13 protein-coding genes are annotated in these 14,116 nt (G+C 73.4%); 4 read left to right on the top strand and 9 right to left on the bottom strand.

From position 1 onward, the window contains the following. The first annotated feature begins 177 nt into the window (after nt 1-177). The gene (locus tag ACIG5E_RS04545; RefSeq protein ID WP_396531409.1) at nt 178-579 is read left to right on the top strand and encodes a VOC family protein; all 402 of its coding nucleotides are present in this window, start codon (nt 178-180) and stop codon (nt 577-579) included. A gap of 53 nt (nt 580-632) precedes the next feature. On the opposite strand, the gene ACIG5E_RS04540 is transcribed toward ACIG5E_RS04545, so the two are convergent. Then, complete coding sequence (locus ACIG5E_RS04540) at nt 633-1,328, bottom strand: helix-turn-helix domain-containing protein (RefSeq protein WP_396531408.1); 696 nt, start codon at nt 1,326-1,328, stop codon at nt 633-635. Nucleotides 1,329-1,477: 149 nt separating this feature from the next. Continuing rightward, complete coding sequence (locus ACIG5E_RS04535) at nt 1,478-2,995, bottom strand: MFS transporter (RefSeq protein ID WP_396531407.1); 1,518 nt, start codon at nt 2,993-2,995, stop codon at nt 1,478-1,480. Nucleotides 2,996-3,242: 247 nt separating this feature from the next. On the opposite strand from ACIG5E_RS04535, the gene ACIG5E_RS04530 reads away from it, so the two are divergent. Beyond that, nucleotides 3,243-4,031, top strand: coding sequence for a TetR/AcrR family transcriptional regulator (locus ACIG5E_RS04530; RefSeq protein ID WP_396531406.1), 789 nt, complete (start codon nt 3,243-3,245; stop codon nt 4,029-4,031). A 31-nt stretch (nt 4,032-4,062) separates the two neighbouring features. Here ACIG5E_RS04530 and ACIG5E_RS04525 read toward each other — a convergent pair whose 3' ends face one another. Together ACIG5E_RS04525 and ACIG5E_RS04520 are read right to left on the bottom strand one after the other, a co-directional pair. Continuing rightward, entirely contained in the window at nt 4,063-4,890 is an 828-nt protein-coding gene (locus ACIG5E_RS04525; RefSeq protein WP_396531404.1) for an isocitrate lyase/phosphoenolpyruvate mutase family protein, read from the bottom strand. After that, nucleotides 4,887-6,149: a hypothetical protein gene (locus tag ACIG5E_RS04520; RefSeq protein ID WP_396531403.1), complete on the bottom strand. Its 1,263-nt coding sequence runs from the start codon at nt 6,147-6,149 to the stop codon at nt 4,887-4,889. Before ACIG5E_RS04520 ends, ACIG5E_RS04525 begins: the two co-directional genes overlap by 4 nt. An 82-nt stretch (nt 6,150-6,231) precedes the next feature. Between ACIG5E_RS04520 and ACIG5E_RS04515 the strand changes: the two genes are divergently transcribed. Beyond that, the gene (locus tag ACIG5E_RS04515) at nt 6,232-7,026 is read left to right on the top strand and encodes an ArsR/SmtB family transcription factor (protein ID WP_396531402.1); all 795 of its coding nucleotides are present in this window, start codon (nt 6,232-6,234) and stop codon (nt 7,024-7,026) included. An 86-nt stretch (nt 7,027-7,112) separates the two neighbouring features. Here ACIG5E_RS04515 and ACIG5E_RS04510 read toward each other — a convergent pair whose 3' ends face one another. The 4 genes from ACIG5E_RS04510 to ACIG5E_RS04495 form a co-directional block, all read right to left on the bottom strand. After that, nucleotides 7,113-7,604 (bottom strand): DinB family protein, encoded by a 492-nt coding sequence (locus tag ACIG5E_RS04510; protein WP_396531401.1) that lies wholly within the window; start codon nt 7,602-7,604, stop codon nt 7,113-7,115. Further along, on the bottom strand, nt 7,604-8,401 hold the full coding sequence (locus ACIG5E_RS04505; RefSeq protein ID WP_396531400.1) for a VOC family protein: 798 nt from the start codon (nt 8,399-8,401) through the stop codon (nt 7,604-7,606). Before ACIG5E_RS04505 ends, ACIG5E_RS04510 begins: the two co-directional genes overlap by 1 nt. 137 nt (nt 8,402-8,538) lie before the next feature. Further along, nucleotides 8,539-10,920: a germacradienol/geosmin synthase gene (locus ACIG5E_RS04500; protein WP_396531398.1), complete on the bottom strand. Its 2,382-nt coding sequence runs from the start codon at nt 10,918-10,920 to the stop codon at nt 8,539-8,541. Nucleotides 10,921-11,077: 157 nt separating this feature from the next. Beyond that, entirely contained in the window at nt 11,078-11,425 is a 348-nt protein-coding gene (locus ACIG5E_RS04495) for a DoxX family protein (protein ID WP_396531397.1), read from the bottom strand. A 283-nt stretch (nt 11,426-11,708) separates the two neighbouring features. Here ACIG5E_RS04495 and ACIG5E_RS04490 point away from each other — a divergent pair, with 283 nt between their 5' ends. Further along, on the top strand, nt 11,709-12,350 hold the full coding sequence (locus tag ACIG5E_RS04490) for an HhH-GPD-type base excision DNA repair protein (protein WP_396531395.1): 642 nt from the start codon (nt 11,709-11,711) through the stop codon (nt 12,348-12,350). Nucleotides 12,351-12,514: 164 nt separating this feature from the next. Here ACIG5E_RS04490 and ACIG5E_RS04485 read toward each other — a convergent pair whose 3' ends face one another. After that, the gene (locus ACIG5E_RS04485) at nt 12,515-13,996 is read right to left on the bottom strand and encodes an MFS transporter (RefSeq protein ID WP_396531458.1); all 1,482 of its coding nucleotides are present in this window, start codon (nt 13,994-13,996) and stop codon (nt 12,515-12,517) included. Nucleotides 13,997-14,116 lie beyond the last annotated feature (120 nt).

Genomic DNA, 14,116 nt, shown 5'->3' with positions numbered 1-14,116 from the left:
GACCGTCCAGCTCCACCACGTGGACGTTGGCCGGCGGCTAGGAGCGCCGCCGCAGGTAGCGCCGCCGCAGGTAGCGCCGCCCGGGCACGCCCGCCTCGCCCAGGCCCTCGAAGCCGAGGCCGCGGACGTCCGATTCGTTCAAGACCCCCGGCCCGCATCCCGCCTACCGTGGCGGGCATGGACAGCACACCCGCACCGCAGTTCGCCTTCATCGGCCTCGCCGTCGCCGACATGGCCGCCTCGGTCGCCTTCTACCGGCGGCTGGGGCTCGTCTTCCCCGAGGGCTCCGAGCAGGAGCCGCACGTCGAGGCCGAGCTGCCCGGCGGCCTGCTCCTGGTCCTCGACGCCGAGTCGACCATCCGCTCCTTCCACCCCGACTGGCAGCCGCCGACCGGTGGCGCCCGGGCGGCGCTGGCCTTCCGCTGCCAGAGCCCGGCGCACGTGGACGCGGTGTACCGGGAGCTGACCGACGCCGGGTACCACGGGGAGCTGAAGCCCTGGGACGCCTTCTGGGGTCAGCGGTACGCCTCGTTGCGCGACCCGGACGGCAACGGGGTCGACCTGCTCGCGCCGCTGTAGCCCGACCTCGCCGCAGCCCGGCCTACCGCAGTCCACCTCGCCGCAGCCCGGCCTCACAGCAGCGCCGTCACCCGCGTTCCCGCCAACTCCCGTACGTCACGCGCCAGATGCGCCTGGTCCGCGTAGCCCGTCCGGGCCGCCGTCTCGGCGAGCGGGACGCCGGAGCGGGCCAGCCCGAGGGCGCGCTGCAGCCGCAGGATCCGGGCGAGGGTCTTGGGACCGTAGCCGAAGGCGGCCAGCGAGCGGCGGTGCAGCTGCCGGGCGCCGAGCCCGACCGCCTCGGCCGTCGCCGCGACGCCGCGCCCGGCCGCGAGCGCGGCGGCCACCGCCCGTACCAGCGGGTCCTCGGGCTGCGCCGCGGCCGCCAGGCGCAGCGCCAGCTCCTCCAGCGCGGCGGCCGGGTCGGGTGCCGCGTCGACCCGCTCGGTCAGCCGCCGCACCTCGCCGTCGGGCCACAGGTCCGCCAACTCGACCCGGCGGTCGCGCAGTTCGTGCGCCGGCACGCCGAGCAGCACCGGCCCGGCCCCGGGCCGGAAGCGGACGCCCGCCCACGGCCCGCGCAGCCCCGGCCCGGGCCGGAACGCCCGGGTGTCCGGCCCGGCGACCAGCAGCCGGCCCTCCGTCCACAGCAGATCCATGCACCCGTCCGGCAGCACCAGCCCGCCCGCACCGCCGTCGGCCCCCGCCCCCTTCGTCCACACCACCGCCTCGGACAGCCGGGACGGGCGCTCCGCGTAGTGGGTGGACATGCTTCGAAGGCTACGCGCGCCGGGCGGGCGATGCGTCCCGGGAGGTCGGCGCCGCCAGGGGCCGAGAACGCCCGCGGCCCCGGCTGCGCGGGGCAGCCGGGGCCGGTGGGGGGTGCGGCCGGCGGGGCGCCGACCGCTTCGGAGGGGGCTCAGGCCACCGCCTCGACGGCGGGCTCGGCGGCTTCGGCGGGCTCGGCCGGGGCCTCCGCCGCCGCCTTGCCCCGCATCAGCACCAGGGTGAGCGCCGCCGCCACCAGGACGGCGATCCCGCCGACCGTGAAGGTGGTGGAGGTGGCGGTGTTGAAGGCCTCCCGGGCGGCCCGGGCCAGGGTGGTGTCGCCGCTGCCGGCGGAGAGGGCGAGGGCGTCGGTGATGGCGTGCCGGGCGGGGGCGGGGGCGTCGGTGGGCATCGAGCCGGTGTAGGTGCTGGAGAGCACGGTGCCGAGGATGGCCACGCCGAGCGCGGCGCCGGACTGCTGGATGGTGTCGTTGAGCGCGGAGCCGACGCCGGCGTGCTCACCGGGGATCGCGCCCATCAGGGCGTTGGCGGCGGCCGGCATGCCGAGGCCGGAGCCGATGCCGAGCACCAGCATGGCCAGGGCGACCTTGGTGAAACCGTCGCCGACCGAGAGGGTGGCCAGCAGGCCGAAGCCGCCCGCGATGATCACCATGCCGATGGCGGTCAGCACCCGGGCCGGGAGCTTCTTGCCGAGCGCGGCGCCGATCACGTTGAAGGCGAGCGAGGCGATGGCCAGCGGGATGAAGGCCAGGCCGGTGTCGGTGGGCGTGAACTCCAGGACGAACTGCAGGTACTGGGTGAGCACCAGCATCAGGCCGCCGGTGGCGAAGGTGAGCAGGACGAGGGAGAAGCTCGCGCCGGTGAAGACCCGGTTGCGGAACAGCTTGAGCGGGACCATCGGCGAGTCGGTGCGGACCTGGCGGATGCCGAAGCCGGTGAGCGCGGCGACCGCGACGGCCATCGAGCCCAGGGTGCTGACGTGGGCGAAGCCGTCCCGCGGGAGGACGATGATCGACCAGACCAGGGCCGTCATGCCGACCATCGAGAGCAGCATGCCGGGCAGGTCGGGCTTGCGCCACGGGCCCTTGGACTCGGGCATCAGCACGACCGCCGCGACGATGGCCACCGCCGCGACCGGCACGTTGAGCAGGAACACCGCGCCCCACCAGAAGTGGGCGATCAGCGCGCCGCCCAGCACCGGGCCGCCGACCAGGCCGACCATGGCCACCGCGCTCCAGGCGGCGATCGCCTTGGGCCGCTCCTCGTCGTCGAAGACGGTGATCAGGATGGAGAGCGTGCTCGGCATGACCAGAGCGCCGCCGACGCCCATCAGCACCCGGCCGGCGATCAGCTCACCGGGGCTGGCGGCGACCGCCGCGACCAGTGAGGCGGCGCCGAACAGCGCCAGCCCGATGATCATCACTTTTCGTCGTCCGAACCGGTCGGACAGGCTTCCCGAGGTCAGCAGCAGGCCGGCGAAGACCAGGATGTACGAGTCGATGATCCACTGGATGTCCTGCGCCCCGGCCTTGAGGTCCTCCGCGATCGGCGGGATGGACACCGTGAGCACCATGTTGTCGATCACCAGCACCAGGCTGCTGAGGCAGAGCACGACCAGGATGAGCCAGCGACGCGGGTGACGGTCCACCGCGATCCCCCTTCGGTTCAGCGCGTCGGCCGCAGCCCCGCGCACGTCCTCGCGTCGGCGACAGCCGCGCGGAAGTCCTCGCGGCGCACACCGTTCGCCCGTCCCCGACCGAACGGTGTGCGCTACGCCGAACACTGTACGGAGACCGAACAGTGTTCGCAAGACCGTACGGTGTTCGCGAGGCCGTACGGTGTGCGGAGCCGGGGCCTATGCTGGACGGACCGCACCCGCCCAGGAGGCACGTGGAATGGAGAGCCTGATGACGGCCAAGTCGGACGACACCCCGCCGGAGCACCGGACCGGCGCACAGCCGGGCATCCCGTCGCCGTGGAACCGTCCGCAGAAACGGCGGACCCAGCCCGCCCTCAGCCGCGAGCAGATCGTCGCCGAGGCCTTCGCGCTGCTGGACGCCGAGGGCATCGACGCGCTGAGCATGCGCAAGCTGGGCGCCCGCCTCAACGCCGGCGCGACCTCGCTCTACACCCACGTCGCCAACAAGGACGAGCTGCTCGCCCTGGTCGTCGATCACGTCTTCGGCGAACTCCCGCTGGCCCGGGCCGAGGGCGCCGAGGACCCGCAGGTCTGGCGCGCGGCCATCATCGAGTGCACCGAGGGCATGCGCGCGGCCGTCGTGCGCCACCCCTGGATGGTCGCCGTGATGGGCGACGTCGGGATGGTCTACCTCGGCCCCAACTGGATGCGGCTCTCCGAAGCCCTGCTGGCGCTGATGGAGGCGGCCGGCTTCGAACTCGGCGAGGCCAACGACGTGATGGGCGTCGTCATGGGCTACACCATCGGCACCGCCAGCGTGGAGGCCGCCTGGCTGAGCGCGCTGACCAGGAGCGGCCAGGGCGAACAGGAGTTCATGGACCAGCTGCTGCCCGTCGTCATCGAGGCCACCAAGGCGCATCCGCGACTGAACCGCCTGTACACCACCCAGGTGCCGGAGGAGATCGAGGCCGGCCGGGACAGCAGCTTCCTCCGCGGCCTCAACGTGATCCTGGACGGAATCGAGGCGAGGCGGTCCAAGCACTGAGCCCGGACCGCCCCTCAACGGCTTGCGGCCCTCAACTCCCGCTCAGCGCCTGGACCTCGGCATAGCCCGGCACCGGACCGACCGGCCCGCCCGAGGCCACGGCGGCGGCCGTCGCCACCGCCGCCGCCAGCGCCGAGCGGTACAGCAGCGAGCCCAGGCTGACCCGGGCCACCCCGAGCCCGGCCAGCTCGGCGAGGCCCGGACCGGTCGGCGTCCAGAGGATGTTGAGCGGGACGGACAGCCGGCCGACCAGCCGGGCGATCACTGCCGGATCACCCAGTCCGGGCACGAACACGCCGTCCGCGCCCGCCCGTTGGTAGGCGTCCAACCGCCGTACGGTCTCCGGCTCGGCGTCCTCGCTGCCGCACCAGTAGGCGTCGGTGCGGGCGTTCACGAACAGTTCCGGCACGGCGGCCTTCACCGCCGCGACCTTCGCCGCGTGGACGGCGGACGGCGCCAGCGTGCCGTCCGGCCGGCCGTCCTCCAGATTGATGCCGGCCGCGCCAGCCTTCGCCAACTCCACGGCCAGCTCGGCCACTTCGGCCGGGTCGTCGCTGAATCCGGACTCCGCGTCGACGCTCAGCAGGAAGCCGTCACGGCCCAGCCGGCGGGCCAGCCGTACGGTCTCCGCGCGGGTGGCGGCGGCGCCGTCGGGCAGTCCGGCGGCGGCCGCCACGCCCAGGCTGGTGGTGCCGATCGCGGGGTGGCCGGCCGCGGCGAGGGCGGCGGCCGAGGCGTGGTCCCAGGCGTTCGGGAGCAGCAGCGGGCGGCCGGGGCGGTGGTGCAGGGCGGCGAACGGGGTCATCGGCGCGGGCCGGGTCGTCGGTGCGGGCGGGGTCATCGGTGCAGGCGGGATCATCGCGTCGGCTCCTGCCGCTCGATCGGGCCCACCGAGTCCACGTAGTAGACGCCGGTCCTGGCGAGGTGGCAGACGATGTGCCGGAAGCTCCAGCCCGTCCCCGGCGAGTCGTCCAACTGCCGTTCCGGCAGCGCGGCGATCCGCTGGGCCCAGATCCGGCCGAGCCGGGTGAGGCGGCTGCGGGCCTCGTCCAGGTCGGCGGCGGTGAACGGCACCAGGTCGGCCGGGGTGGTGACGTTGGAGGCGTGCCAGTGGTCGGCGGCGGCCGGCTCGCCGGCCAGCCTGGCCTCCAACTCGGCCCAGTGGTCGAGGAGATGGTCGGTGACCCGGCGAATCGCCTTGTGCGGGGTGTAGGTTCGGCCGTCGGCGTTGACGGACGGGCGGCCGCCCCAGGCCGTCCAGGTGTCCGCCAGGGCGAGCACGTGGTCGATCATCTCCGGGATCAGGGCGGCGAGTTCGGCCTGCGTGAGGGGTTCCTCGGCCGGCGGCTGGGAGGTGTCCGCCGGGTCGGAGGACCCGTACAGGATGCCCTCGGCGATCACCAGCGCGTGCGAGCGGCCCGGGCAGAGCCGGGGCGGGGCGCCGAAGGCCAGCGGCTCACGGCCCGGCTCCCGGGCGGCGTCGAGGTCGAGCAGCACGTGCGCCCCGGCGGGGACCGCGACCCCGCCGACCTCGGTCGCCCGGGCGGCGAAGCGGCGCATCGCCCGGACCGGCGGATCGTCCCGCAGGGCGGCGGCCGGCCCGCCGCCGCTGCGCCGGGCGTGCTCGACCAGGGTGGCGGTGGCCTCGCAGGCCTGGACGAGCAGGCCGATCCGGTTCGCCGCCGCCTCCGGGTCGTCCTCGCCCATCGCGGGCAGCAGCCGGGCCACCGCCGTGTCCGCCGTCGGATCGTCCGGCGCCGGCTCGAAGTACGCCCGGGCCACCGCCTTCACGTCCCTGGCGACGGCCTCCGGATCCGCCAGACCGAGCGCCCTCGCGAGCGTCCGCACCACCCGCAGCCGGACGTCCGGGTCGAAGCCGCCCGCGGCCAGGACCCGCAGCTCGCCCGGGTCCAGCCGTTCCAGGTCGGCCAGCACCAGCGCCCGGCGCCGGGCGTGCGGCTCGCCCGCGCTGAACCGGGCGACGGTGGCCCGCAGCCAGGCCACCGTGCCGTACGGCCCGGGCGTCGCGGGCGGCGGGACCAGTGCCGGATCGGCCAGGGCCGCGGTCACGTCCTCGTAGCGGGAGAAGGTCAGTTCATGGGACGTCGGATCGCTCATGCCGCCATCGTGGCCCCGGGTCGTTTCGGTCCCGGCCGAACAATGCCGGGGCGACCATGGAGGCATGGCCGATCATGGACGCATGCCAGTGGACCCCCGCGGCTCGGCGCTCACCGCCTTCGCCGCGCTGCTCGCCGACCCCACCCGCGCCGCCTTCTGCTGTGCGTTGCTGGACGGCCGTGCCTGGACGGCGGGCGAGCTCGCCCGGTCGGCGGGCGTCGCACCGTCCACGGCCAGCGAGCACCTGTCCCGGCTGATCGCGGGCGGGCTGCTGGCCGAGGAGCGGCAGGGGCGGCACCGGTACGTCCGGCTGGCCTCCCCCGGGGTCGCGACCGTGATCGAGGACCTCGCCGTCTTCGCCCAGGCCACGGCCGAGGCCGCCGCGCGCACCGACGCCGCTCCCACCGGCACCACGCTCACCGGCGCCGCTCCCACCGGCGCCGCCGCCCGCGCCGGCCGGTCGGAACCCCGCAACCTCCGCGAGGCCACCCGGCAGAGCGCCGAGGCCCGCGCCCGCACCTGCTACGACCACCTGGCCGGCCGCCTCGGCGTGGCCGTCGCCGACGCCCTGCTCGACCGCGGCCTGGTCGCCGACCGCGCCGGGCTCGCCGTCACCGAGCGCGGCCACAGCTGGCTGGCCGCGCAGTCGATCGAACTGCCGCCGCACGCCGGCCGCCCGGGCGGGCGCCCGGTGGTGCGCAGCTGCCTGGACTGGACGGAACGCCGCAGCCACCTCGGCGGCGCGCTGGGCGCGGCCCTGTGCCGCACCGCGCTGGACCGCGCCTGGGTCGAGCGGATCGGCTCCGGCCGGGCCCTGCGGGTCACCCCGGACGGCTGCCGGGCGCTGCGCGAGCTGCTCGGCGTCGAGGTGTCCTGAGCGCACCCGGGGCACCGGTCCAAATGTCCTGAGCGCACCCGGGACACCAGTCCAGATGTCCTGAGCGCACCCGCGACACCGGCCGCTCACCCCATCGACTTCGCCCCGTCCAGCGACTCCCGGATGATGTCCGCGTGCCCGGCGTGCTGCGCGGTCTCCGCGATCAGGTGCAGCACCACCCGCCGGGCCGACCAGCTCGTCCCCGGCTCGAACCAGGGCGCCGGCGGCAGCGGGTGGGCGGCGTCGAGGTCGGGCAGGCTCCGCACCAGCTCGTCCGTGCCGCGCGCCACCGCCTCGTACCCGGCGAGCAGCCCGGCCAGCGTCTCGCCCTCCGCCATCCGGAACTGCTCCGCCCAGTCCCCGTCGCCGTCGCCACTGCGCATCGCCTCCGCCCCGCCGGTGATGAACCGCGTCCAGCGCGCCTCGACCGCGGCCACGTGCTTGATCAGACCACCCAGGCACAGCTCGCTGGCCGTGGTGCGCCGGGCCGCCTGCTCGTCGGTGAGGTCCCGGAGGGTGCGGCGCAGCAGGCCGCGGTGCTTGTCGAGGGTCTCGACGAGTTCCTCGCGCTCCCCCATCAGACGTCCGCGGTCGGCGGCTGGTCGCCCACCGTCCGGCCGAGGTCGATCAGTCCGAAGGCCGCGCCCTGCTGGTCGCCGACCGCCGCGAACCGCCCGAACGGGCTGTCCATGGGCCCGAAGTACACCTTGCCGCCGTGCTTCTTCAGCCGCTCGATCGCGGCGTCGGTGTCGTCCACGGCGAAGTAGACGCTCACGTACGAGGGCGCCTCGGGCGGCAGGAAGTCGCCCTCCGCGCCCATCCGGCCGAGCACCGGCCGACCGCCGACCAGGAATATCCGGTAGTCGATCTGCTCGGAGTCCATCTTCCGCGTGCTGTACGGGAAGACCGCCGGGAAGAAGGAGTCGGCCCTCCCGGGTTCGCGGGTGACGATCTCGGCCCAGCTGTACGCGCCGGGCTCGCCCTGCTTCTCGAAGCCCTCGTGGACCCCGGCCTGCCAGACGCCGAACACCACCCCGCCCGGGTCCCTGGCGATCACCATCGTGCCGAAGTCTCCGACCCGCATCGGCCCCATCACCACCTCGCCGCCGTTGGTCCGGATCCGCTCGGCGGTGGCGGCGGCGTCCGGCGAGGCCAGGTAGAGGCACCAGGCGGACTGCGCCTGGCTCCCCGGCATCGGCGGCACGATCGCGGCGACCGCCTTGCCGTCCGAGTACGCCTGGGTGTAGTTGCCGTACTCCGACGAACTCTCGCCGAAGGTCCAGCCCAGGACGTCGCCGTAGAAGGCCTTGGCGCCCTCCAGGTCGGTGAACATCGCGTCGGCCCAACAGGGTGTGCCCTCAGGTAGCGCAGCCATCTCTCAGCCCTTGTCCATGACGGTGCGGACGCGCGCCGGAAGGCGCGCACGGCCCCCGACTCGCCAGCCTAGCCACGCCGCGACGCCCCCGCGCGGGATGGCCCGCGCGAGGACGCCCCTCCGGCGCGCTGCCCGCCTCAGTTCGCCGGGACGGCCCCGTTCAACGGCGCGCGCAGCGAGGCGGTGCCCAGGCCGGTCGGGCCGAGCGACACCGCGCCGGTGCCCGGCTCGGCGGCGGCCGCGGCCGCGACGGCTGCCCGGGCCCGGACCGCGCCCGCGAGGTCCCGCTCGGCGCCGAAGTGCCGCTCCAGGTCCTCGGTGCGGTACCGGCGGCAGCCCTCGTGCCAGTTCAGGATGCCCGCGAGCCAGTTCTCCAGCTCCTTCACGTACCCGCCGAGCATCTCCCGGGCCTCCGTGCCGAGCTCGAAGTCCTCGTACATCACCGGGAGTTCCTTCTGCGCGACGTGTCGGAACTGGTCCAGCCGCGAGTGCATCAGGTCGTCGACGATCCGCAGCGCCGACGGGTAGTCGCAGTCGAAGAAGTTCTGCACCACCAGCACGGCGTTGTGCAGCTCGCCCTCGTACTCGACCTCCTTCTGGTACGAGAAGACGTCGTTCATCATGCACGCGTAGTCCATCGCGGAGTTCTCCAGCGCGCGCATCGAGCCGTGCCGGTACACCTCCGCCGGGACGGTCTTGCCGTGGCCGAGGCGGGCGAGCAGCGTGGTGAGTTCGGAGCCGAAGGTGGAGCGGCGCATCTCCAGGTAGTCGACCGGGTCCGGGACGCGGTTCTGGATCTGGTTGCTCAGCTCCCAGATCCAGCTCGCCGTCATCACCTCGATCGACTCGCGCAGTGCGCCCCGGGCCTCGACGGTCATCGGGCCGGTGGTCCGCTCCCAGATGTCGGCGAGGGACCGTTCCAGCGCGTTGACCGGCTCCGGCACGGGCTCGCCGTCCAGCGGCATGAACAGCGGCAGCCGTGCGTTGGCGGCCTTGGCGCCGGCCAGGTCGCGGGTGCTGCCGAAGGCCCTCGGGTAGTAGTCGTCGGCCCAGGTGCCCCAGGCCAACCAGGCCGAGGCGATGTCGAGTTGGTCGGCGGTGGCGTCGGGGTGGATGCCGGCCGCGCAGAGCGGCAGGTCGTAGTCGCGCATCGACTCGGCGTCCCAGATGCCCGATCCGGGGACTCCGGGGTGCTCGGCCAGCAGGCCCACCCGCTCGGCCCACTCGATCACCCGCTCCCGCGCGCCGTCCAGGTGGGGGCTCAGCGACAGCGCGAACGGCAGCTTGAACTCCGGCAGTCGGGACGGCCCGACGGCCCGGAACGGCACGTGCCCGTGCGACCGCGCCCGCCGTACGGCCGGTGCTGCCGGAGCCTCGGCGGTCCCGGCCCCCTTGCGCAGGATGTCCAGGGCCGAGGTCCCGATCCCGCCGATCGCGTACTGGTCCCACCAGTTGCCGGCCCCCGGCATCCCCGGGAGCTCCCCGCCCGAGCCCGGCGCCACCTCACCGGCCGAACCCGCCGCCGCCCCACCGCCGTTCATGTAGCGACTGGACCGCATGTGCCACTCGTGCCCGCCGGACTGCCAGTCCTGCAGCCCCTTGACGTACGCCATCACCCGGGCGCGGCCCGCCGGGTCGAGCCCGGTCTCCGCGAACAGCACCGGCAGTTCGGTGAACACGGTGTTCTCGAACTGCTGCAGCCGCGAGGTGAGCAGGTCGTTGACCGCCTCGGCGGCCTCCTGGGTGGAGCACTCCAGGAACCGCTCCAACACCAGGATGCCGTTGCTCAGTTCGCCCTCGTCCTCGACCTCGCGCTGGTACGAGAAGATGTCGTTGCGCAGGTGCACGCCGTCGGAGAAGGCGTCCATCAGCACCCGCAGCGCACGCGAACCGGAGACCTCCTTCGGCACCTCGGCCCCGGCGGCGTACTCGACCAGCTGCGCGGACCACGGCGCGCCGCCGACCTTGCGGCGCATCTCGATGTACTCGACCGGGTTGGCGATCCGGCCGGCGTCGATGTTGGCGAGCTCCCACAGCGACTCGTCGAGCAGGTTGCGGGTGCTCTCGGCGAACCGGATCCGCCAGTCCTCCCCCATCACCGGCACGGTGCGCCGCCACAGGTCGGCCAGGCCCGCCTCGACCGGGTTCTCCGGCTCGGGCATCGGGGTCGTCGGGTCGGCCGGCATGAACAGCGGCAACCGGTCGAGGTGCGCCTTGCCCGCCCGGCGGTCGTTGGTGCGCTTGTACATGTCGAGGAAGTGGTCGTCGAAGAAGAAGACCCAGACGTACCAGTCGGTGACCAGCGACAGCGCCTCGGCGGAGGCGTCGGGGTGGGTGTAGGCGCAGAGCAGTCCGTAGTCGTGGGCGTCCAGGTCGGCCTGTTCCCAGATCCCGGACCCCTCCAGCATCCCCATCTCCCGGGCCCATTCCGAGGAGTGGGCCCGCGCCTCATCCAGATGGGGATTGAGGCGCGCCGGGTGCGGCACGTAGAAGGACGGCAGTTCGAACGGCTGGGTCACGGCGGGCGAGCCTTTCTGGACGCGTCGATTGGACCAAGGATGACCCCCCGTCACCTTGGCGCACCGCCACAACAGCAACAGTCATATGAAATGACCCAGTCGACACCGACGGGGCGGGCCACCGGTCGGTGGGCCGCCCCTGCGGTGGGGGGGTCGGTCAGGCCGCGAGGCCCAGGGCGAGGGAGGCGGCGACCGGGGCCATGTAGATCAGGGGGAAGGGGATGTGGGCGTAGGCGCGGGCGCGGGCGACGGTGATCACGGCGCCGAGGAAGTAGAGGACGACGCCGACGGCGGCCGCGTAGCCGATGGCCGGGACGGCGAGGCCGACCAGCAGGCCGAGGGCGCCGGCGGCCTTGGCGACGCCGAGCCAGGTCCACCAGGCGCGCGGGACGCCGTACTCGGCGAGCGGCCCCACGACGTACTCGGCCTTGGCGAAGACGGAGTACGCCGAGAAGCCGACCATGAGGGCGCCGAGGACGGTGACGACGATGTGGGCGACGGACATTGGAGTGCTCCCCGTTCGATGGCTGGTCGATCCGAGTCGGTCGGATCCGGTCGGACACAGCACTGACCCGGAGCACCCGGCGGATGTGACAGCCGCGGACAAAAATGTTTCCGCGCCGCCTCCGAAAAAACGCCAACAACCGCTCCGCCAACGAACAAAGCAAGTCTGACAAGGGCTGGAAACACCAAGACTTCCCCAGATACGGGCGTGTTGACCGCGTCCGCCCACGCCCGTCATCCAGACTGGGCGCCGACCGACGTCAACTCCGAGGAGGCCAAACCTCATGAACGTCACCGTCCGGCTCGCCCAGCAGCCCGAGGCCGACGAACTGCTCGGACGGAGCGCGCTCGCCGCGCTCGTCGGCATGCTGCTGGACCAGCAGGTACCGATGGAATGGGCGTTCACCGGCCCGCTGACCATCGCGCAACGCCTCGGCCGGGACGACCTCGACGCCCACGAGATCGCCACCTACAACCCGGAGGAGTTCGTCGCCCTGCTCTCCGCGAAGCCGGCCGTCCACCGCTACCCGGCCGCGATGGCGAAACGGGTGCAGCAACTGTGCCAGTTCCTCGTCGCGCAGTACGACGGCGAGGCCGCCGCGCTGTGGAAGGACGCCCGCACCGGCAAGGAGCTGCTCAGCCGCCTCAACGCCCTTCCCGGCTTCGGCAAGCAGAAGTCGCAGATCTTCCTGGCCCTGCTCGGCAAGCAGTACGGGGTGCGGCCCGAGGGCTGGCGCGAGGCGGCCGGCGTGTACGGGGAGGAGGGCGCACACCGCTCGGTCGCCGACATCACCGGCCCCGAATCCCTCACCCTGGTACGGGAGTTCAAGCAGGAGATGAAGCGCGCGGCAAAGGAGGCCAAGGCCGCCGCCAAGCCCCGCACCACCACCCGGACCGCCACCGCCGCCGCCTCCGGCGCCCGTTGATCCCAGCGGGAACCCGCGAAGAACCCGAGAACCCCGGCGGGGACAGCAGCGGCTGACGGCGCCCCTCCCGGGTGCGGTGAGGGCCCCGGCCGCGCATGCGACCGAGGCCCTCACCCGAACCGGAAACCGGAGACCCGGAACCCGGAGACCGGAGACCGGAACCGTCACACCAGGACGGACTCGCGCCCCTCCGAGCCGGCGGTCTCCGAAGCCTCGACCGCCACCCCCCGCTTCCGCGGCAGCGCGAACATCAGCAGGAACACCGCCAGCAGCACCCCCGTGACCCACCACATCGCGTGCACGAACGCCCCGCCGAAGGCCGTCCCCAGCGCGTCCGGCGCGACCACGTCGTCCATCGCCCCGAAGAAGGCCACCGACACCAGCCCGAGCCCGAGCGCGTTGCCGACCTGCTGCACGGTGTTGATCAGCCCCGAGGCCGACCCGGCGTGCCGACGCGGCACCTCGGAGAGGATCGCGTCGGTGATCGGCGCGACGATCAGCCCCATCCCGAGGCCCATCACCACCAGCGGCAGCGCCATCTGCCAGGGCGTGATGCCCGTCCCGTACCGGTGCGCCTCCCCGATGTAGGTGAGCACGCCCACCGCCATGATCAGCGCGCCCGCCTGGAGCACCTTGCGCCCGAACCGCGGCACCAGCTTCTGCACCGACAGCCCGGCCGCCGTGGAGACCGCGAGCGAGAACGGGATGCCGGTGGCGCCCGCCTTGAGCGGGCTCCAGCCGAGCCCGACCTGCATGTAGAGCGTCCAGACCAGGAAGAAGATGCCGAGCGCGACGCCGAAGGCCAGCTGGACGCAGATCCCGGCCGCGAAGCTCTTCACCCGGAACAGCGACAGTTCGACCAGCGGCGAGCCGTCCCGCCGTGCCTTGGCCTTCTCGTACACCACGAAGAGCACGAACACCGGCAGGCTGCCGGCCATCGACAGATATCCCCAGAGCGGCCAGCCGGTGTCCCGGCCGTGGGTCAGCGGGTAGATCAACATCAGCAGGCCGAGGCTGGCCAGTGCCACGCCGACCAGGTCCAGCTTGAGCGCGTGCTCGGCCTTGGACTCGTCGATGAAGCGGCGCCCGAGCAGCAGCCCGGCGATGCCGACGGGCAGGTTGATCAGGAAGATCGGCCGCCATTCGAGGCCCAGCAGGTCCCACTCGGTGAGCAGCGCGCCGATCATCGGGCCGGACACCGCGCCCAGCCCGACCACCGCGCCGAACATGCCGAACACCTTGCCGCGCTCCTCCGCCGGGAAGGTCGCGTGGATGATCGACAGCACCTGCGGCACCATCAGGGCCGCCGTCCCGCCCTGCAGGATCCGCATCGCGACCAGCATCTCCGGGCCGGAGGCCAGCCCGCACAGCGCCGAGGCCAGCGTGAAGCCGCCGATGCCGATCAGGAACAGCCGCTTGCGGCCGTGGATGTCGCCGAGCCGCCCGCCGGTGATCAGCCCGATCGCGAAGGCCAGCGCGTAGCCGCCGGTGACCCACTGGATGGCGCTGAAGGAGGCGCCGGTGTCCTGCTGGATGCTCGGGATGGCGATGTTGACGATGGTGACGTCCACCAGGTCCATGAAGGAGGCGACCATCACGATCGCCAGCGCGATCCACCTCCGCCGGTCGGCTCCCGCCGTGGTCATTCCGTTCTCCTCGCTCGTCTGCTGCTGCACGTCCGGAACGCTACGGGCCATGTAGGTCAGCTCCTGTCCCAGTTCGTCGGGCATGCTGGAGGGCATGAGCGAGCGCAACGAGCGGAGCGA

Source organism: Kitasatospora sp. NPDC053057 (assembly GCF_044546945.1).
In the GTDB taxonomy this organism is placed as follows: domain Bacteria; phylum Actinomycetota; class Actinomycetes; order Streptomycetales; family Streptomycetaceae; genus Kitasatospora.
The sequence above is the reverse complement of the archived record's forward strand: the minus strand, read 5'-3'. Positions and strand labels throughout refer to the sequence as shown.

What these genes read in the sequence shown, in the direction of transcription:
- ACIG5E_RS04545 (WP_396531409.1), top strand. Translation starts at nt 178, where the DNA reads ATGGACAGCACACCCGCACCGCAGTTCGCCTTCATCGGCCTCGCCGTC.
- ACIG5E_RS04540 (WP_396531408.1), bottom strand. Translation starts at nt 1,328, where the DNA reads ATGTCCACCCACTACGCGGAGCGCCCGTCCCGGCTGTCCGAGGCGGTG.
- ACIG5E_RS04530 (WP_396531406.1), top strand. Translation starts at nt 3,243, where the DNA reads ATGGAGAGCCTGATGACGGCCAAGTCGGACGACACCCCGCCGGAGCAC.
- ACIG5E_RS04525 (WP_396531404.1), bottom strand. Translation starts at nt 4,890, where the DNA reads ATGATCCCGCCTGCACCGATGACCCCGCCCGCACCGACGACCCGGCCC.
- ACIG5E_RS04520 (WP_396531403.1), bottom strand. Translation starts at nt 6,149, where the DNA reads ATGAGCGATCCGACGTCCCATGAACTGACCTTCTCCCGCTACGAGGAC.
- ACIG5E_RS04515 (WP_396531402.1), top strand. Translation starts at nt 6,232, where the DNA reads ATGCCAGTGGACCCCCGCGGCTCGGCGCTCACCGCCTTCGCCGCGCTG.
- ACIG5E_RS04510 (WP_396531401.1), bottom strand. Translation starts at nt 7,604, where the DNA reads ATGGGGGAGCGCGAGGAACTCGTCGAGACCCTCGACAAGCACCGCGGC.
- ACIG5E_RS04505 (WP_396531400.1), bottom strand. Translation starts at nt 8,401, where the DNA reads ATGGCTGCGCTACCTGAGGGCACACCCTGTTGGGCCGACGCGATGTTC.
- ACIG5E_RS04495 (WP_396531397.1), bottom strand. Translation starts at nt 11,425, where the DNA reads ATGTCCGTCGCCCACATCGTCGTCACCGTCCTCGGCGCCCTCATGGTC.
- ACIG5E_RS04490 (WP_396531395.1), top strand. Translation starts at nt 11,709, where the DNA reads ATGAACGTCACCGTCCGGCTCGCCCAGCAGCCCGAGGCCGACGAACTG.
- ACIG5E_RS04485 (WP_396531458.1), bottom strand. Translation starts at nt 13,996, where the DNA reads ATGACCACGGCGGGAGCCGACCGGCGGAGGTGGATCGCGCTGGCGATC.